The organism is Streptomyces sp. NPDC000134 (assembly GCF_042899225.1).
Classification (GTDB): Bacteria; Actinomycetota; Actinomycetes; order Streptomycetales; family Streptomycetaceae; genus Streptomyces.
The window spans coordinates 126,834-145,878 of the sequence record NZ_JBIAZN010000001.1 but is presented as its reverse complement, the minus strand read 5'-3'; the positions used below and the strand labels follow the sequence as shown (position 1 = coordinate 145,878).

The window sequence follows — 19,045 nt, the reverse complement described above, 5'->3', positions numbered from 1 at the left end:
GGGGTCCCTTGTCTGTCGTTCGGCTCGGGGTCCCGTGTCTGTCGTTCGGATCGCGGGCCCGCGTCCGCGGCGCCCTGCCGTTCGGGTCGCGGGCCCGCGTCCGCGGGCTGATCCGGGGGCCCGCGTCCGCGGGCTGATCCGAACGACAGGCCCTAGGCGAGAGCGGCCGCCGCCGTGCGCAGGGCGGCGAGGACGCGGCGGACCGCGGGGGCGTCGCCCGCGCCCCTGCGGACCGCGGCGACGACGTGCCGGACGGGGCGGTCGGCGCGCAGTTCGCGCATCGCCACCCCGTCCCGGTCCGCCGCCGCCATACGGGGGACCAGGGCGACGCCCATGCCGGCCTCGACCATCGCCAGGATGGCCGTCCAGCCGGTCGCCGCGTGCCCCCGGTGCGGACGGAAACCGGCCGCCTCGCACGCCGCCCGGGTGATGTCGGCCCAGGGCCCGCCGTCGCCGAAGATCCACGGCTCGGCGGCGAGGTCGGCCAGCCGCAGATCCTCGGCGGCGGCCAGCGGGTGACCGCGGGGCAGGGCGGCGTCCAGCGGGTCGGCGAGCAGCGGCACCCGCGTGAACCGGGGGTCCACCGCGCTCGGCGCCTGCGCGGCCAGCGACAGCGCGAGGTCGACGTCCCCGCCGCCGAGCAGCTCGTACGCCTCCCGCGCCTCGGCCTCCCGCACCCGCACCGTCACCCCGGGGTGCGCGGCCCGCAGCGCGGTGACCGCCGGGACGACCAGCGCGGGCACCGCCGTCGGGAACGCCCCGACCCGCACCTCCCCCGCCTCCCCGCGCGTGTACGCCGCCAACTCCGCCTCCGCGCGCTCCAGTCGCTCGAACACCGCGTCGGCGTGCCGCAGCACCAGCAGGGCCGCGTCCGTCAGCCTCACCCGGCGGCCCTCGGCCCGGAGCAGGTCCACGCCGAGCTGCCGGGACAGGTTCGTCAACTGCTGCGACACCGCCGACGGCGTCATCCGCAACGCCTCGGCCGTCGCGGTCACCGTCCCCCGCTCCCGCAGCGTCCGCAGGATGTGGAGCTTGCGGATCTCCCAGTCGGCCATGGCCGTCAACCTATCGGCCGGGCCGCCCGGTCTCAGCGGCGTGCTCCCAGGACGACGCCGCCCAGGATCAGGGCCATGCAGCCCGCCCCGGCCCAGCCGGTCGGCTCGGCGAGCAGTGCCCAGGACAGCAGGGCCACGCAGACGGGCTGGAGGTAGTAGACGACGCCCGCGCGGGTGGGGCCGATCAGGGCGATCGCCCGGTTCCACGCGAAGAACGCGAGTGCCGAGGAGGCCACACCGACGTACAGCAGGGGCCAGACGGTGCCCGGGGCCGGGGTGAAGCCGCCCTGCACGGCGAGGCTGACACCCTGCGCGGGCAGCAGCAGGACGGTGCCGAACAGGAAGGTGGTGAACAGGAAGGCGGCGCCGCCCAGTTCGGCGGGCTTGCGGCGCAGCAGCGCGCTGTACGTCCCGAAGCAGCAGGCGGCGGCGATCATCCACAGGTCGCCGGCCGCGAACCGCGTCCCGCCGCCCATCAGCAGCAGCACCCCCGCGCACGCGGTGAGCAGCCCGGTGACCCGGCGGGCGCCGAGCCGGACGCCGCCCGCCCGTTCGCACACCGCCATCAGCACCGGCGAGGCCGCCATGATCATGCCCATGGTGGGGGCGGGGGTGGTGAGCCCGGCCTGGTTGACGAGGGTGTTGTACGTGGTCACGCCCAGCAGCGAGGCGAGGAGCAGGAAACCCAGCCGGCGCCGGATCAGCGCCCGCTGCCGCCACGCCTGCCGGGCTCCGAACGGCGCGACGGCGACGAGCGCCACCACCCAGCGCCAGAAGGCGTGCTGCACGGGCGGGACGCTGTCGCCGAGGGCGCGGGAGGTGACGAAGCTGCCGGACCAGACGACGGTGGCGAGGAGGGCGAGGGCCACGCCGAGGAAGGCCGGGGAGGTGGTCGCGCGGGTGGCGGGGCTGGGGTCGGTGGTGGGGTCGATGGTGGGTTCGGTGGCGGGGTCGGGGGCGGCTTCGGTGGTGACGTGGCCGGTGGGGTGGCCGGGGGTGCGGCTGGGGGCTGGGGACACTGGGGTCCTTCGCGGTAGGTGGACGCGGCCCGACCACCGTGGCGCCGCCGCACCTGTCACGTCCATCGAAACTTTCCGATGGTTCTTTGCAGGAGAACTGAACGGTTGACCGGTCAGCCCACGTGCGCGGCCAGGGCCGCCCCGATCGCCCCCTTGTCCGCGTCCTCCGCCGCCCAGGCCGCGTACCCGTCGGGCCGCACCAGCACGGTCGTACGGCGGCCGCTCGCCCACCGGCGCACCGCGAGCCGGCCGGCGCGGGCGGCCCCGTCCTCGTACGCCTCCGGGGTGATCAGCGCGAACCGCCCGCCGCGCAGCGCCTCGTACAGCCGGCCGCCGTCCGCGAAACGCACGTCGGGGACGCGGGCGCCGGTGAGGCGGTGGGCGCCGCGCGGGGCGGGGTAGCGGTAGCCGATGCCGGTGACCTGGCCGGTCGCCCGGCGCCGGACGGGGCCGGCGTGGTCCATGGCGGCGACGGCCGCCGCCCGCAGCGCCCGCGTCCAGGGGCGCCGGGCCATCGCCAGCCGGATGATGCCGCCGCTGCTGCGCAGCACCGACCTGCCGACGGGGTGGCGTTCGGCCTGGTAGGTGTCGAGCAGGTCCTCGGCCGCCCGGCCGTGCGCGACCGCCGCGAGCTTCCAGCTCAGGTTGGCCGCGTCCTGGAGGCCGGTGTTCATACCCTGCCCGCCGGCCGGACTGTGCACGTGCGCGGCGTCACCGGCGAGGAAGACCCGGCCCACCCGGTACGCGGGCGCCTGGCGTTCCTCGCTGTGGAAGCGGGAGATCCACCGGGGGTCGTACATGCCGAAGTCGCGGCCCATCACCAGGCGGGTGATCTCCTTGACCTCGTCCAGGTCGACGGGTTCGCTGTCGGGGACGTTGTGGCCGCGGTGCCAGCCGACGACCCGGTGGTAACCGTCGCCGAAGGGCGCCAGGACGGCGAACGCGCCCGGGACGGAGTCGCCGTTGAGCTGCTCCGCCGGCTCCTCGGCGAGCCGTACGTCGGCGATGACGACCGACCGGATCACCCCCCGGCCCGGGAACGGCAGCCCTATCGCGTCACGCACCGCGCTGCGCACCCCGTCGGCCCCGACGGCGTACGCCGCCCGCAGCTCGCCCGGGGTCCCGCCGGGCCCGCGGACGGCGAGGGTCACCCCGTCCGCGTCCTGGCTCAGCCCGGTCACCTCGGTGTCGTGCCGGAACTCCACGCCCGCCTCCTCCGCCCGCCGCCGCAGCACCTTCTCCACCTCGTACTGCGGGAGGACCAGGACGTGGGCGAAGCGGGAGGGGAGGGCGGCGAAGTCGAGGGTGAGGCCGAAGAAGCGGAGCCGGTCGAGGGGGCGGCCGACCGCCTCCAGCGGCTCGGCGAGTCCGCGGGCGTCGAGCTGCTCCAGGCTGCGGGCGTGCAGTCCGAAGGCACGGGAGAGGTTGCTGATGCCGCTGGGGCGCTTCTCCACGAGGGTGACGGGGACGCCGGCGGCGGCCAGGTCACCGGCGAGCAGCAGCCCGGTGGGTCCGGCGCCGACGACGATCACGGCGTGGGGGTGCGCGTGCGGGCGGGAGTGGTGGGGCGTGGCGTTCATGTGGCGGCCTCCTGAGGGTGCCAACGGTTGTTTGCCAACAGGTGTTGCCAACGCGTGTTGTCACCATAGAGGGGGCGGGACAGGAGAGTCAACGCATGTTGGCCTACGCGTGTTGGCCAACACTTGTTGGCGCTCGTCCGTTGGCCTACGCTCCTCGACATGCCCTCCCCGACCCACAGCTCCTCCGCCACCGGCCCCACGAGCCCCGCCAGCTCCACGAGCCCCGCCAGTTCCACGAGCCCCACCGGCGCCACCAGTCCCGCAAGCCCCGCAAGCCCCACCGGTCCCGCCGGCCTGACCCCCCGCCGCTCCGATGCCACCCGTGCCGCGATCCTCGAAGCGGCGCGCGAGCGGTTCGCCGCCGACGGGTATGAGCGGGCCACCATCCGGGCGATCGCCAAGGACGCCCGTATCGACCCCTCGATGGTGATGCGCTACTACGGCAGCAAGGAGGGCCTGTTCGCCGCGGCCGTCGCCGTCGACCTGCGCATCCCCGACCTCGCCGCGCTGCCCCGCGCCGCCGTCGGCGAGACCCTGGTGCGGCACTTCCTCGCCCAGTGGCGGGAGAACGAGGTGCTCACCGCCCTGTTCCGGGTCGCCGCCTCCAACCCGGCCGGGGCCGAACGCACCCGGAGCCTCTTCCGCGACCAGATGCTGCCGGCCGTGCGGCGGGTCTGCCCGGACCCCGAGCAGGCGCCGGCCCGCGCCGCCCTGGTCGCGGCGCAGTTGCTGGGCCTCGGGCTGACCCGTTTCGTGCTGCGCTTCCCGGCGGCCGTGGACCTGCACGACGAGGAGGTCGTGGCCTGGCTGGCGCCCGCCGTGCAGCGCTACCTCACCGCGCCGCACCCCTGAGCGGGCCCCGGGGAACGCCGCGAGGGCGCCCGCCCCGGCGCACGTACGGCGATGCGCGCGTACGTACGGCGGGGCGGGCGCCCTCGGTGGAGCTTCGGTCGAGGCCCGTGGAGCGGGACCGGGATCAGCCCTTGGCGTCGGCCTTCATGGTCTCCCGGGTCTTGATGTTGCGGCTGGTCACCCGGTGCGCTTCCTGCGAGCGGTCGAGGACCATGACGAGGCCGGCGATCACGGCGAACAGCACGATCGGGGCGAAGACGTACAGACCCAGCGTCTCGATGACGCTCAGGCCCGTGCCGGGGTCGTCGCCGTCGTCGCGGGTCAGCGCGAGCGCGGGGGACGACATGAGCAGCATCATCAGCGTCGTACCGGCCGCCAGGGTGCCGGCGCGCAGGGCGTTCTTCTTGTCCACGTGCCCAAGTTAGCGAACGCCGGTGCGCGCCGCGCGCCCGGGGTGCCGTCCGCGGCGGTTCAGCCTCCCGTCCCGCCCGCACGTACCGCCTCGATCAGCGCGTGCAGCCGGGGTGAGGCGGCGAGGTCCTCCAGGGTCACCGGGCGGCCCTCGGCGTCGGCGACGGGCAGCCGCCAGTTGGGGTACTGGTCCGAGGTGCCGGGCAGGTTCTGCGGGCGGCGGTCGCCGACCGTGTCCGGCAGCCAGACGCCGACCATGCGGGCGGGGGTGGCCAGCAGGAAGCGGTGGACGGCCTGGATCGCGGCCTCCTCGGAGGGGGTGCCGGTGTCGCCCGCGGTGCCGCGCAGCAGGCCGAGCCGGGCGAGCAGGTCCAGCCACTCCCCCGCGTCCGCCGCGGCCTCCGCGCGCTCCTCCTCGGCCGGGCGGGTGAGCAGGCCGAGGCGGTCGCGGAGTTCGACGTGCTCGCCGGTGAGGCGGGCGGCGGTGGACGGCAGGTCGTGGGTGGTGGCGGTGGCCAGGCAGTCGGCACGCCAGCGGTCGGGGGGCAGGGGGCGGCCGTCGCCCTCCCAGTCCCGTTCGAACCAGAGCACCGAGGTGCCGAGCACCCCGCGTTCGCGGAGCGTCTCGCGCACCCCCGGTTCCACGGTGCCGAGGTCCTCGCCGATCACCACGGCCCCGGCGCGGGACGCCTCCAGGACGAGGACGGCGAGCATGGCCTCGGCGTCGTAGCGGACGTAGGCGCCCTCGGTGGGCGGGTGGCCCTCGGGGACCCACCAGAGCCGGAAGAGGCCCATCACGTGGTCGATGCGCAGGGCGCCGGCGTAGCGGAACAGGGCGCGCAGCAGGTCGCGGTAGGGCGCGTAGCCGGACTCGGCGAGCCGGTCGGGGCGCCAGGGCGGCAGGCCCCAGTCCTGGCCGCGGGCGTTGAAGGCGTCCGGCGGGGCGCCCACCGACATGCCGGCGGCGAAGTGCTCGCGCTGCGCCCAGGCGTCGGCGCCGCCGGGGTGGACGCCGACCGCGAGGTCGTGGACGACGCCGAGCGGCATCCCGGCCTCGCGGGCGGCGCGCTGGGCGGCGGTGAGCTGGGACTCGGTGAGCCAGGCCAGCCAGGAGTGGAAGTCGACGCGGTCCATCAGCGCCGAGCGGGCGCGGGCGGTCTCGGCGGACCGGGGGTCCTTGAGCGCCTCGGGCCAGCGGTGCCAGTCGGAGCCGTGCACCTCGGCCAGCGCGCACCAGGTGGCGTGGTCCTCCAGGGCCTGGCCCTGGGCGGCGAGGTAGTCGCAGTAGGCGGCGCGGCGGCCGGGGCCGAGCGGCACGGTCCGTACGTGTTCCAGGGCCTCGCGCTTGAGTTCCCACACGGCGTCCCGGTCGATGAGGGCGCCCTTGTCCAGGACGTCCGCGCGCAGTCGTGCCGCGCGCTCCCACAGCGCCCGGACCTCGTCGCGGTCGGCGAGGTGGGCGAACTCGGGGACGTCCTCGATCCGCAGGTGGACCGGGTCGGGGAAACGGCGGGAGGAGGGCCGGTACGGGGAGGGGTCGGTGGGGGCGCCGGGGACCGCCGCGTGCAGCGGGTTGACCTGCACGAACCCGGCGCCGAGGACGCGACCGGCCCAGGACGCCAGCTCGCCGAGGTCGCCGAGGTCGCCCATGCCCCAGGAGCGCCGGGAGAGCAGGGAGTAGAGCTGGACCAGCAGTCCGTACGAGCGTCCGGGCGGGGCGGGCAGCTTGGGCGGGGCGACGACGAGGTGGGCGCGGGCGGTGCGGCCGTCGGGGGCGGTGGCCGTCAGGCGGTGCACGCCGGCCGGGAGGTCCTCGGGGCCGGCCCGGGTCTCGCCCTGTTCGGTGTCGATCCGCAGCCGGGTGCCCTCGGGCAGCGCGGTCAGGGCGGCCGGCACGGGGCCGCCGCTCCAGTGGACGACGGTCGGGGGCAGCAGCCGGGCGCCGAGTTCCGCCTCGCGGGCGGCGAGCGCGGCGCGTACCGCCGCGGGGTCGCCGGCGTCGACGCCGAGGGCGGCGAGGGCGAGGGTGAGCGCGGTGGACGAGGCGGGGACCGTCCGGTCGGGGGAGGGGCGGTAGGAGGCGGCGACGCCGTGGAGTTCGGCGAGCCGGGTCAGGTCCTCGGTGGGCGGCTCGGCAGGCCGGGGAGCGGTCATCTACGGCCTCGTCGGTTCCGGTACGGCGAAGGAGGCGGTGCCCTGTTCCGGCACGACCGCCGTCAGCTCGGGCGAGGACTCGCTGGTCAGGGGCACGGCCTCGGCGGTCGGGGACTCGCTGGTGAGGGGTTCGGCGTCGGGCAGCGGAGGTTCGCTGGTGAGCGGCGCCTCCGGTTCGGCGGACCGGTCCGCGACGGGTTCGGGGGGAGGCGGGAACACCGGATGGGTCGGCACGGCCACAGGGTCTCCTCGTCGGGCACGACATCGGCGGGCTATGGCAGCCCTACCCCGTGGGCGCGGCGGCAGACGTACGGACGCGCGGGAAGTGCGGACTGTCACGCTCCGCGCGACCATGCCCGGCTTCCGGGCGCGCGGACCCGTCCGTCACATCCTCCTGACTCCCCGTCGCACCCTCCTGGCTCCCCGTCGCGCCCACACGCGCGCCCCGTGCCCGCACGCGCGCCCCGTGCCCGCACGCGCGCCCCGTGCCCGGACGCGCGCCCCGGCGCGGGCACGCCACGGGCACGCCCGGCGGGCAGAAAGGAGCCCGGATCGCGGTCAGGCGGAGATGCCGTCGATCCGGGCCAGGGCGTCGTCCGCGCCGTACGGCTGCAAGTACGGAAGCCAGCGCGGGTCCCGGTGGCCGGTGCCGATGATGCGCCAGGCCAGGCCGGTGGGCGGGGCGGGTTTGTGGCGCAGCCGCCAGCCGATCTCGCCGAGGTGGCGGTCGGCCTTCACGTGGTTGCAGCGGCGGCAGGACGCCACCACGTTGTCCCAGACGTGCTTGCCCCCGCGGCTGCGCGGGATGACGTGGTCGACGCTGGTTGCGACGCCACCGCAGTACATGCACCGGCCTCCGTCGCGGGCGAACAGCGCGCGGCGGGTGAGCGGGACGGGCCCCCGGTAGGGCACCCGTACGAATCGCTTGAGCCGGACCACGCTGGGTGCGGGGACGGTGACGGTCGCGCTGTGCAGATAGGCGCCGGACTCCTCGAGGCACACGGCCTTGTTCTCCAGGACGAGGACGAGCGCGCGGCGGAGCGGTACGACGCCGAGCGGCTCGTACGACGCGTTGAGGACCAGGACATGCGGCACGGATGCCTCCTTGTACGCCGGCGGCGCGTGGCTCGCGCCGGGACGATCCGTAGTCAGTCTCCCCTCATGGCCGACTCACGCGCCACCATGTCCCGGTAACGGGCTGGGAGTGTTTTCGACCACATCTGATGCATCCCCCGGCGCATGACCTGTTCAAGCGCGGGTGAGGGCTGTCTCTTCTCCGTTCGTCACGCCGATCCCCGCATCGTGCCCCGTTAGTGTGGTGGTTCCGCCCGTCCGGTGACCTTTTCGTGACCTTGGACCCGAGCCGGGGGCGGGCCGCTGCTCCTGGAGGTACCCGTCGTGTCCCTGTCCGCCGCTCTCGTGAAGGCCGCCGGTTCCTCGCCGTCCCCGTCGCCGTCGCCGTCGCCGTCCTCGTCGACACCGGTCGTGCCCACCCTCCGGGACGCCCAGGAGAGCGCGTCGAACGCGGCCGGCTGGGTCGAGCAGAACTGGTCGACCTGGCTCGCGATCGGGCTGCGGGTGCTGCTGATCGTGGTGATCGCGGCGGTGCTGCGGGCGGTGGTGCGGCGCGGGATCACCAAGCTGATAGACCGGATGAACCGCACCGTGCAGGCGGTCGACGGCACCGCGCTGGGCGGGCTGCTGGTCAACGCCGAGCGGCGCCGGCAGCGCTCCCAGGCCATCGGGTCGGTGCTGCGCTCGGTGGCGAGCTTCGTGATCCTGGGCACCGCGGCGCTGATGGTGCTGGCCACCTTCGAGATCAACCTGGCGCCGCTGCTGGCCTCCGCCGGGGTCGCGGGCGTGGCGATCGGCTTCGGCGCCCGCAACCTGGTCACCGACTTCCTCTCCGGCGTCTTCATGATCCTGGAGGACCAGTACGGCGTCGGCGACGCCATCGACGCGGGCGTCGCCTCCGGCGAGGTCATCGAGGTCGGACTGCGCGTCACCAAGCTGCGCGGCGACAACGGCGAGATCTGGTACGTCCGCAACGGCGAGGTCAAGCGGATCGGCAACCTCTCGCAGGGCTGGGCGACGGCCGGGGTGGACGTGACCGTCCGGGCCGACGAGGACCTGGACCGGGTGAAGGCGACGCTGAACGCGGTCGGCGAGCGGATGGCCAAGGAGGACCCCTGGAACGAGCTGCTCTGGGGCCCGATCGAGGTGCTCGGCCTGGAGTCGGTGCTGCTGGACTCGATGGTGGTCCGGGTGTCGGCGAAGACCATGCCCGGCAAGTCCCTCACCGTCGAGCGGGAGCTGCGCTGGCGCATCAAGCGGGCCTTCGACGCGGCCGACATCCCCATCGTCGGCGGTGCCACCGCCCCGGCCGACGAGGCCGAGCAGACCGTCACCGACCCCACCGCGACGGTCGCGGCCCCCTCCGCGTACGCCAACTCCTCCTCCCCGCAGTCGGCGGCGGCCTCCCCGCTGACCCCGCCCGGCGCCGCCAAATAGCGAGCGACGCGGGCCGCTCCGCCCGGGGAACCGAACCGGTTCCCCGGGCGTATCTATGTTCAGGGGTGACGCGGGGGCACGGTGTTCGCACCGGACACCGCACCGAACACCGGTACTTCGGGTGAAGGCCGGTGCGGATGTCGGTGCCGGCGGCGATACTTGCGGCGACGGATGACCATGGGGGAGGTCAGCAGTGAACCAACCGCCGAGGACGAGCGCGCCGCCGCCGCTCGGCACGCCCACGCTGCCGGCCGTGCCGCCGCAGCCCGGCGGGCCGGACCCGGCCGGCCCGGTCCCCTCCCCCGCGCCCGCGCCGCCGCGCCGTACCGCCTTCGCCGAGGGCGTGGACCGGCTGCGGGCGGCGGCCGTCACCGAGCCGGGCCGGCTCCGGGTCATCGGCGCGCTGCTCGCCCTGCTGGTCGTCGCCTTCGGTGCCGTGACCGCCTGGCAGAGCACCGAGCGGGCCGGCGCCGCCGACGACGTCCTGCACCGCAGCCAGCCCCTCTCCTCCGGCGCGGCCGACATCTACCGCTCCCTCGCCGACGCCAACACGGCGGCGTCCAGCGGCTTCCTGGCCGGCGGACAGGAGACCGAGACGTCCCGCGACCGCTACGAGAAGGACATCCGTACGGCGGCGGCGGGCCTGGTCACGGCGGCCACCAACTCCGACCCCCGGTCCGCGTCGGCGGCCACCATCTCGAAGCTGAACCGGCTGCTGCCGGAGTACAAGGGCCTGATCGAGCGGGCCCGCACCTACAACCGCCAGGGCTTCCCGGTCGGCGGCGCCTATCTGCGCTACGCCAACGAGAAGATGCAGAAGGAGATGCTCCCGGCGGCCGAGGACCTCTACACCACGGAGAACCGCCGCCTGGGCGACGACTACGCGGACGCCACGCCCTACCCGTGGGCCGCCATCACGCTCGGCGTGCTCGCCCTGGCCGCCCTGGCCTGGGCCCAGCACCGCACCTACCGGCGCACCAACCGGGTCCTCAACCACGGCCTGGTCGCCGCCACCGCCGCCACCGCCGTGGTGCTGCTCTGGCTGGCCGTCGGCCACACCGTGGCCCGCGCCCACCTCGACGACTCCCGCGACCACGGCGTCCGTTCGCTGAACGTGCTGCACGACGCCCGGATCGCCTCCCTGAAGGCCCGCGGCAACGAGAACCTCACGCTGGTCGCCCGCGGCGCGGAGACCAAGACGGTCGACGGCGTCACCCTGGACGCCTACGACTACGACTACCAGCGGAACATGAAGGCGCTCGCCGCGAAGCTGGCCGACGCCGGACGCCTGGCCGACGACGGCGCCGGCCGGCGGCCCGTCGCGGCCGCGGCCGGCGATATGACGGAGTGGCAGAAACGCCACAAGGCCGCCCGCGCGGAGGACGAGAACGGCGCCTACCAGCAGGCGCTGCGGAAGGTGATCGGCGACGAGGGCGCCACCGTGGAGTGCTTCGACGGCGTGGACGCCAGCCTCGCCGAGGCCCTGGCGCACGAGAGACGTGAGTTCGCGCGGGCGGCCGGCGGCGGCCTGGACGCGATGACCGGCCTGCCGCAGGGCGCCGGCGTCCTGGCGGTGCTGGGCGCCGCCGGCGCGGTCCTCGGCATCGGCCGCAGGCTGTCGGAGTACCGGTGAACGGCGCGCCGGGGAAACTCGCGGAAGGAGGGGCGAGGATGCGTGCACGACGACTGCGGGCCGGCCTGAGGGGCTGGGGCGGGGTGGGTGCCATGGCGGTCGTCTGCGCCCTGGCGGTGCTGTTCGCGCTGCTCCTGCCGGTCGCCCGGTCGCACGGCGGGGGCTCCGGCGGCACCGGCGGGCCGGGCGTCACGCACGGCAGCCAGGCCCGCGCCGAGGAGTGCGCGGACCCCGAGAAGCAGACCCTCGCCCCGTCCGCCGCCGACGGCCCCACCATCGACGCGATCAAGGCCCGTACCGGCGAGAAGCGCAAGCTGGTCGTCGGCGTCGACCAGAACAGCTACCGGTGGGGCTACCGCGACCCCAACAGCGGCGGCACCGCCGAGCTGGAGGGCTTCGACATCGACCTGGTGCACCGCATCGCCGAGGACATCCTCGGCGACCCGGCCGCCGTCCAGTTCAAGGCGATCCCCACCGACCAGCGGATACCCGCGATCCAGGACGGCCGGGTCGACATGGTGGTGCGCACCATGACCATCAACTGCGACCGGCTGAAGGACGTCGCCTTCTCCGCGCCCTATTTCCGCACCGGTCAGCAGATCCTGGCCCCCAGGTCCTCCCCGATCACGGGGTACGACGGGTCGCTGGCCGGCAAGAAGATCTGCACGGCGGCGGGTTCGACCGCGCACAGCACCCTGGAGCAGGACCGGGCCGACGGCGACCTGGTCCCCTCCGCCGATCTGGGCACGACCGTGCCCAACCAGCTCGACTGCCTGGTGCGGCTCCAGCTCGGCGAGGTCGACGCGGTGGTCACCGACCGCGCGCTCGCCGCCAGCCAGGCCGCGCAGGACCCCACGGTCCAGCTCAAGGGCGATCCGTTCACCACCGAGTACTACGGCGTGGCGATGAAGAAGGACGCCGACGATCTGGTACGCCGGGTCAACCGGACCCTGGTGGACTTCCGCGAGGACACCACCGGCGGCTGGCAGAAGTCGTACGACGAGTGGCTGTCGCAGACACTGGGCCGGGACGCGGCGAAGTCCGAACCGCCGGACCCGCAGTACCTGCGCAAGAGCTGAACCCGGCGGCGGCGACCGCCGACCGACCGAACCGCAGCGAGAGGTGATCGATGGGCGACACGGCATCCACCGGGCCGGTGCTGGACCGGGACGAGGTGGACCGTGCGCTGGCGCGGCTCGGCGCGGAGCACGAGGCGATCGAGACCTCGCTCCTGGCGCTCCAGGACCACGCGGGCCGCCGGCTCCTCGAAGGCGCCGAGCTGACCGGCGTCACCAAGGACCGCTGGGCGGCCGCGGAGACGTCGATCACGCTGCTGTGGACGTACTTCGACGCCTACAGCGGCGCGCTGCGCACCGCGCGGGAGATCCGCGCCCGGCGCCGCTGGTCCAGCCGGGAGGACCTGGTGGAGCTGACCGATCTGCTGCGCGGCGAGTGCGTCACGCTGGCGGGCAGCGCCGCGGCCGGCGCGCGGGCCGCCGAGGGCGGTGCGCCGGGCCACCGGCTCAGCGAGCGCTACTCGCTGGCCGCGCTGGTGGAGCGGATGAACGAGCTGTACGCGTCCTCGCTGGACATGGTGGTGGCCGCCGACGCGGTCTGGTCGGCGCTGCCCGCCCGGATCGACCTGCTCGCCGCCGAACTCCAGCGCACCCGCCGCCTCGCGCACTCCGTCGGCGTCCGCCCCGGCGAGCACCCGGCCGGCGACGACCTGGAGCGCATCACCCGCACCCTGACCGGGCTGCGCGAGCGGGTGGTGTCCGACCCGCTGGCGTACTGGCTGCCCGGCGAGGGCAGTTCGGCCCCCGGCGGCGGCCGGCCCGACACCACGCTGTACGACCGGGAGGCCCGCGCCCTGGAGGACGTGCGCCGGGAGATCGACGCGGTGCTGACGGTCCGTCAGGACGCCGAGCAGCGGATCGTGAGGCTGCGGGACGTGCTCTCCCGTGCGGACCGCACCCTCGCCGAGGCCCGCACCGCCCGCGGCGAGGTGCTGGCGAAGATCGCGGCGACCGAGGTGCCGCCGGTCAGCGGGCCGCCGACCGCACTCCAGGAGCAGTTGGCGACGGCCGCCGAGTACCGCAGGAACGCGCAGTGGAACCGGCTGTCGCCGCTGCTGGAGTCCCTGGAGCAGAAGGCGGAGGACGAACTGCTGCGGGCCCGCGAGTCGCTGACCGCCGTCACCGCGCCGCTCGCGGTCCGCGCGGAGCTGCGCGGCCGGCTCGACGCGTACAAGGCGAAGGTGGCCCGGCACGGGCTCGCGGAGGACCCCGAGCTGGTCGAGAAGTACGAGAAGGCCCGCCGGATGCTGTGGAGCGCGCCCTGCGACCTGCGGGTCGCCGAGGAGGCCGTGCTGCGCTACCAGCGGGCGGCGGTGGAGCTGCTCGGCAGCACCAGGCCGGGCGCGTGAGGGACCAGGGGGAGGCAGCGTCATGACCGAGGCACAGGGGGCGTGTCAGCGCCCCGACTGCGACGGGCGCTACGAGGACGTGGGCGGCGGCGAGCTGTACTGCGACACCTGCGGTCTGGCGCCGGTGGTGTCGGCGTCCGGCGCGGTCGGCTCGGCGCCCACCGGCATCACCGGCGGCGGCAGGGGCTCGCAGGGGTCCCGGGGCTCCGGGGGCAGCGGCGGTTCCCGCTCCGGCGGGGGTGCCTCGGGGACGTCCGCGCAGTCGTCGCAGTCGTCTAAGTCGCGGCGGTCGGTGTCGGGGCGGCTCTCGCGCGCCCTGTCGGGAAGGCAGACGAGCCGTTCGGTGTCGGTGCGCAGCTCGGGTTCGGCCGCCGGCTCGGGGACCCGCGGCAGGCTGGGCGCCGGCCTGGTGCAGGTCCCGCCGATCCCGCGGCCCGACCCGCGGTCGATGGTGCTGGACCGCCCGGAGGTGCCCGAGCGCAAGCGGTTCTGCTCGCGCTCGGACTGCGGGGCGCCGGTCGGGCGTTCGCGCGGGGACCGCCCGGGGCGCACGGAGGGCTTCTGCACCAAGTGCGGCCACCCGTACTCCTTCGTGCCCAAGCTGGCGGCCGGGGACGTGGTGCACGGCCAGTACGAGGTGGTCGGCTGTCTGGCGCACGGCGGGCTGGGCTGGATCTACCTCGCCGTGGACCGGGCCGTCGCCGACCGCTGGGTGGTCCTCAAGGGCCTGCTGGACACCGGCGACCAGGACGCGATGGCCGCCGCCATCTCCGAGCGGCGGTTCCTCGCGGAGATCGAGCACGCCAACATCGTGCGGATCTACAACTTCGTCGAGCACCTCGACCAGCGCACCGGCTCCCTCGACGGCTACATCGTCATGGAGTACCTCGGCGGCAAGTCGCTCAAGGAGATCGCCAACGCCCGGCGCACCCCGGAGGGCCGCCGCGACCCGCTGCCGGTGGAGCAGGCGTGCGCCTACGGCATCGAGGCGCTGGAGGCGCTCGGCCATCTGCACAGCCGCAACCTGCTGTACTGCGACTTCAAGGTCGACAACGCCATACAGACCGAGGACCAGCTCAAGCTGATCGACATGGGCGCGGTGCGCCGCATGGACGACGACGAGTCGGCGATCTACGGCACGGTCGGCTACCAGGCACCGGAGGTCGCGGACGCCGGCCCGTCGGTCGCCTCCGACCTCTACACGGTGGGGCGGACCCTGGCCGTCCTGACGTTCGACTTCCAGGGCTACACCAACGTGTACGCCGACTCGCTGCCCGACCCCGACACCATCGAGGTGTTCCGGCAGTACGAGTCCTTCTACCGGCTGCTGGTCCGCGCCACCGACCCCGACCCGGCCCGCCGGTTCGCCTCCGCGCACGAGATGGCGGAGCAACTGACGGGGGTGCTGCGCGAGGTCGTCTCCCTTCAGACGGGGCGGGCCCGGCCGGCGCTGTCCACCCTGTTCGGGCCGGAACTGCGGGTGTCGGACACGGAGTTGTTCCCCAAGCTGGACGGTGAGGTCTCGCGGCTCGGCGCGCGGGCGGTCCGCACCCGGGGGCGGGCGGGAAGCGCCGCGCTCCCGGCCGGCCGCCCGCCCGCGCTGACACCGGGCGGCGCGAACACGGCACCGGACGGGTCACCGGCCGTGACCGGCGCACCGACGGCCACCGGACCCGCCGCGGCCGGCGCCGCTGCCGGGCTGGTCAGGCCCGTCGACGTGCCGCTCGCCGCCCTGGCGCTGCCCGTGCCCCGGGTCGATCCCCAGGACCCCAACGCCGGTTTCCTCGCGGGCCTGATGGCGTCCGCGCCCGGGGAGCTGCTGGGGGCGCTGGCCGCCGCGCCGGCGGCGTCGGTGGAGACCCGGCTGCGGCAGATCCGGGCCCGCCTGGAGCAGGACGAGGCCCCGGCCGCGCTGGACGCGCTGCGCGCCCTGGAGGACGAACGGCCCGACGACTGGCGGGTGGTGTGGTACCGGGGTGTCGCCGCCCTGGTCACCGGCGACCACGAGGGCGCCGCGCTCTCCTTCGACGCGATATACGACGCCTTCCCCGGCGAGACCGCGCCCAAGCTGGCCCTCGGCCTGTGCGCGGAGGTGCTGGGCCAGTTGGACAACGCCGCCGAGTACTACCGGCTGGTGTGGTCGACCGACCCGAGCTTCGTCAGCGCCGCCTTCGGACTGGCCCGGGTGCTGCTGGCCGCCGGCGACCGGGCCGGTGCCGTACGGACGCTGGAGTCGGTGCCGGAGTCGTCGATCCACTACACGGCCGCGCGGATGGCCGCCGTCCGGGCCCGGCTGCGGCAGCGGACGCCGCTCGCCACCGACGTACCATTCCTGGAGGATCTCACCGCCGCCGCGCGGCAGGTCGAGGCGCTGGAGGCGTACGGTCTGGACCCGGCGCGCCGGGAGCAGTTGTCGGCCGAAGTCCTCGGCTGCGCGCTGGACTGGGTACTCTCCGGTGGCCGGGGTTCCGCCCCGCCCGCCGCCGGGAGCCGGACGCTGCTCGGCAGCGGTCTGGACGAACGCGGCCTGCGTTTCGCGCTGGAGCGTTCGTACCGCACGCTGGCCCACCTGGCGCGGGGCGGCGAGGAGAGGATCGACCTGGTGGAACGAGCCAACCGTTACCGCCCCCGGACATGGGTGTAGTAGATGTCGCAGATGCCCCGGCTGTCCGCCTGCCCGAGTTGCGAGGAACCCCTCGAATCGGGTGACCGTTTCTGCGGTGCGTGCGGATACGACCTGTCCGCCGTGCCCGCGCGGCCGTCGGACAGCCCGACCATCGCCCTGCACGGCACGCCGCCCGGCGGCCCCGACCGGCCCCCGGCCGCGCCCGCGGCGGTGCCCGGACAGGCCCCGCCGCCCGTCCCGCCGCAGCCGGTGGCGCAGCCGGGGGCGGACGCGGCGGCCGGGGTGCGGCTCGACCGGCCCCGGGAGCCGGACGAGTACCCGCTCCAGGCGCCCGGCCCGCGCCCGGCCGCCGGACCGGCGGCGACGGCGGCCCCGGCGGGCGCGGCCCCGGTGTGCGTGGCCTGCCGGGCGGGCCGGGTCGACGACGACGGCTACTGCGAGAACTGCGGCCACGCCCAGCCCCGCGAACGCGACCACATGGAACAGGAGTGCGGCCCGCTCGCCGCGGTCAGCGACCGGGGGCTGCGCCACCACCGCAACGAGGACGCGTTCGCCGTCGGCCACACCACGCTGCCCGATGGCACCCCCGCCTCGGTGGCCATCGTCTGCGACGGCGTCTCCTCGGCGACCCGGCCCGACGAGGCGTCACTGGCCGCGTCCCGGGCGGCCGGCCAGGCGCTGCTCGCCGCGCTGCCGCTGGGCACCCATCCGCAGCAGGCCATGCACGACGCGATCGTCGCCGCCGCGCACGCCGTCAACGCCCTGGCCGACGAGCCCGCGGCGGCCCGCGAGCACGCCCCGCACACCAACGCCCCCGCCTGCACCCTCGTCGGCGCGGTGGTCACCGCCGGGCTGCTGGTCGTCGGCTGGGTCGGCGACAGCCGTGTCTACTGGGTGCCGGTGGACCGCGCCGCGCCCCCCGCCCGGCTCACCGAGGACGACTCCTGGGCCGCCCAGATGGTCGCCGCCGGGCTGATGAACGAGGCGGAGGCGTACGCCGACGAGCGCGCCCACGCGATCACCGGCTGGCTGGGCGCCGACGCCTACGAACTGGAGCCGCACACCGCCTCCTTCAAGCCGGACCGGCCGGGTGTGGTCGTGGTCTGCACCGACGGCCTGTGGAACTACGCCGAGGCGGCCGAGGAGATGGCCGAGATCGTCCCCCTGGACGCCGTGGCGCGTCCGCTGCACAGCGCCCGGGTGCTGGTCGGCCACGCTCTGGACGGCGGGGGCCACGACAACGTAACAGTGGCGGTGGTGCCGTTCCCCGCCCCGCCGCAGGGGGCAGGATCGGCCTGAGGCCGCGTTGCGCGCACGGGGGGCCTCACGGGCCGCGGGGGCGGCCCGGACCGCCAGTCCCCGCCGTCGGCGGGGGCGTCGTAGAGGGGGATGCGAATCGGCATGGCCAATTTCTCGAAGTCCGACGTGCCACGGTTCTCGGTGGACGTCTACCAGAACGAGTACCTGCCGGAGGGCGGGCGCGAGGTCAACGCGATCGTGACGGTCTCCGCGACCGGCGGGGGCACGATCGGCAGCGCGGTCGCCGCGCCCCACCTGTACTCGCCGGGCGAGGGCCCGTCCGCGGCGGTGGCGCTGATGGTGGACTGCTCCGGCTCGATGGACTACCCGCCCACCAAGATGCGCAACGCCCGGGACGCCACGGCCGCCGCGATCGACACCCTGCGCGACGGGGTGCACTTCTGCGTGATCGGCGGCACGCACGTCGCCAAGGAGATCTATCCGGGCGACGGGCAACTGCGGGTCGCCGACGCCGCCACCCGGGAGCAGGCCAAGCAGGCGCTGCGCAAGCTGAACGCGGGCGGCGGTACGGCGATCGGCAGTTGGCTGCGGCTCGCCGACCGGCTGCTGGCCTCGGCGGACGTCGCCATCCGGCACGGCATCCTGCTCACCGACGGCCGCAACGAGCACGAGTCGCCCGAGGCGCTGCGGGCCGCCCTGGACGCCTGCGCCGGGCGGTTCACCTGCGACGCGCGGGGCGTGGGCACCGACTGGGAGGTGAAGGAGGTCACCGGCATCGCCTCCGCCCTGCTCGGCACCGCCGACATCGTCGCCGACCCGGCCGGGCTCGCCGCCGACTTCGCGCAGATGATGGAGACGGCCATGGGCAAGGAGGTCGCGGACGTGGCGCTGCGGCTGTGGACGCCGGTCGGCACCACCGTGAAGTTCGTCAAACAGGTCGCGCCGACGGTGGAGGAACTGACCGACCGCCGCAGCGAGGCCGGTCCCCGGGCCGGCGACTACCCCACCGGCTCCTGGGGCGACGAGTCCCGCGACTACCACGTCTGCGTACAGGTCCCCGCCGCCGCCCTCGGCCAGGAGATGCTGGCCGCGCGGGTCTCCCTGGTCATCCCCCGACCCGACGGCACCGTACAGAACTTGGGCGCCCAGGGTCTGGTACGGGCGGTGTGGACGGACGACATGGCCGCCTCCACCTCGATCAACCCCCAGGTCGCCCACTACACCGGCCAGGCCGAACTGGCACAGGCCATCCAGCAAGGGCTCGATCTCCGCAAAGCGGGAGATATCGACGGAGCAACGGCCAAACTGGGCCGTGCGGTTCAGTTGGCGAGCGCCTCCGGGAACGCGGATACTGCGAAACTGCTTGCGAAGGTGGTGGACGTGGTCGACGCCGTGGCAGGTACTGTGCGACTGAAGGCGAAGGTGGAGGAGGCCGACGAGATGACACTCGAAACCCGGTCGACCAAGACCGTTCGCGTCAAGAAGTGACACGGAGAAGCTCCGCAAGAGGGGGAAGCCC

15 protein-coding genes are annotated in these 19,045 nt (G+C 75.0%); 8 read left to right on the top strand and 7 right to left on the bottom strand.

What is annotated here, in order from left to right:
* Positions 1-152: 152 nt before the first annotated feature.
* From ACFY32_RS00635 to ACFY32_RS00625, 3 genes are all read right to left on the bottom strand, one after another.
* A complete protein-coding gene (locus ACFY32_RS00635; RefSeq protein ID WP_390673064.1) occupies positions 153-1,055 on the bottom strand; it encodes a LysR family transcriptional regulator in 903 nt (300 codons plus the stop codon).
* Between the two features lie 32 nt (positions 1,056-1,087).
* Positions 1,088-1,987 (bottom strand): DMT family transporter, encoded by a 900-nt coding sequence (locus ACFY32_RS00630; protein WP_390673227.1) that lies wholly within the window; start codon positions 1,985-1,987, stop codon positions 1,088-1,090.
* Positions 1,988-2,187: 200 nt separating this feature from the next.
* Positions 2,188-3,654 (bottom strand): FAD-dependent monooxygenase, encoded by a 1,467-nt coding sequence (locus ACFY32_RS00625; protein WP_390673063.1) that lies wholly within the window; start codon positions 3,652-3,654, stop codon positions 2,188-2,190.
* 159 nt (positions 3,655-3,813) lie between these two features.
* Here ACFY32_RS00625 and ACFY32_RS00620 point away from each other — a divergent pair, with 159 nt between their 5' ends.
* On the top strand, positions 3,814-4,506 hold the full coding sequence (locus tag ACFY32_RS00620; RefSeq protein ID WP_390673062.1) for a TetR family transcriptional regulator: 693 nt from the start codon (positions 3,814-3,816) through the stop codon (positions 4,504-4,506).
* Between the two features lie 124 nt (positions 4,507-4,630).
* On the opposite strand, the gene ACFY32_RS00615 is transcribed toward ACFY32_RS00620, so the two are convergent.
* The 4 genes from ACFY32_RS00615 to ACFY32_RS00600 all read right to left on the bottom strand — a co-directional run bounded on the left by ACFY32_RS00615 (position 4,631) and on the right by ACFY32_RS00600 (position 8,166).
* The gene (locus ACFY32_RS00615) at positions 4,631-4,918 is read right to left on the bottom strand and encodes a hypothetical protein (protein WP_359192035.1); all 288 of its coding nucleotides are present in this window, start codon (positions 4,916-4,918) and stop codon (positions 4,631-4,633) included.
* A gap of 59 nt (positions 4,919-4,977) precedes the next feature.
* Positions 4,978-7,071 carry a 4-alpha-glucanotransferase gene (malQ, locus tag ACFY32_RS00610; protein ID WP_390673061.1) on the bottom strand — a complete coding sequence of 698 codons (2,094 nt, stop codon included), beginning with the start codon at positions 7,069-7,071 and terminating at the stop codon, positions 4,978-4,980.
* On the bottom strand, positions 7,072-7,311 hold the full coding sequence (locus tag ACFY32_RS00605) for a hypothetical protein (protein ID WP_390673060.1): 240 nt from the start codon (positions 7,309-7,311) through the stop codon (positions 7,072-7,074).
* A gap of 318 nt (positions 7,312-7,629) precedes the next feature.
* Entirely contained in the window at positions 7,630-8,166 is a 537-nt protein-coding gene (locus ACFY32_RS00600; protein ID WP_053763139.1) for an HNH endonuclease, read from the bottom strand.
* 303 nt (positions 8,167-8,469) lie between these two features.
* On the opposite strand from ACFY32_RS00600, the gene ACFY32_RS00595 reads away from it, so the two are divergent.
* The 7 genes from ACFY32_RS00595 (at position 8,470) to ACFY32_RS00565 (ending at position 19,014) form a co-directional block, all read left to right on the top strand.
* On the top strand, positions 8,470-9,582 hold the full coding sequence (locus tag ACFY32_RS00595; RefSeq protein WP_359192042.1) for a mechanosensitive ion channel family protein: 1,113 nt from the start codon (positions 8,470-8,472) through the stop codon (positions 9,580-9,582).
* 193 nt (positions 9,583-9,775) lie between these two features.
* Positions 9,776-11,215: a hypothetical protein gene (locus tag ACFY32_RS00590; RefSeq protein WP_359192045.1), complete on the top strand. Its 1,440-nt coding sequence runs from the start codon at positions 9,776-9,778 to the stop codon at positions 11,213-11,215.
* 38 nt (positions 11,216-11,253) lie between these two features.
* On the top strand, positions 11,254-12,294 hold the full coding sequence (locus ACFY32_RS00585; protein WP_359192048.1) for a glutamate ABC transporter substrate-binding protein: 1,041 nt from the start codon (positions 11,254-11,256) through the stop codon (positions 12,292-12,294).
* A 50-nt stretch (positions 12,295-12,344) separates the two neighbouring features.
* Positions 12,345-13,640 carry a hypothetical protein gene (locus tag ACFY32_RS00580; RefSeq protein WP_390673059.1) on the top strand — a complete coding sequence of 432 codons (1,296 nt, stop codon included), beginning with the start codon at positions 12,345-12,347 and terminating at the stop codon, positions 13,638-13,640.
* Positions 13,641-13,662: 22 nt separating this feature from the next.
* Positions 13,663-16,284 carry a tetratricopeptide repeat protein gene (locus tag ACFY32_RS00575; protein WP_390673058.1) on the top strand — a complete coding sequence of 874 codons (2,622 nt, stop codon included), beginning with the start codon at positions 13,663-13,665 and terminating at the stop codon, positions 16,282-16,284.
* A gap of 3 nt (positions 16,285-16,287) precedes the next feature.
* Positions 16,288-17,565 (top strand): protein phosphatase 2C domain-containing protein, encoded by a 1,278-nt coding sequence (locus ACFY32_RS00570; RefSeq protein ID WP_359192057.1) that lies wholly within the window; start codon positions 16,288-16,290, stop codon positions 17,563-17,565.
* A gap of 102 nt (positions 17,566-17,667) precedes the next feature.
* Positions 17,668-19,014 (top strand): VWA domain-containing protein, encoded by a 1,347-nt coding sequence (locus ACFY32_RS00565; protein WP_390673057.1) that lies wholly within the window; start codon positions 17,668-17,670, stop codon positions 19,012-19,014.
* Positions 19,015-19,045 lie beyond the last annotated feature (31 nt).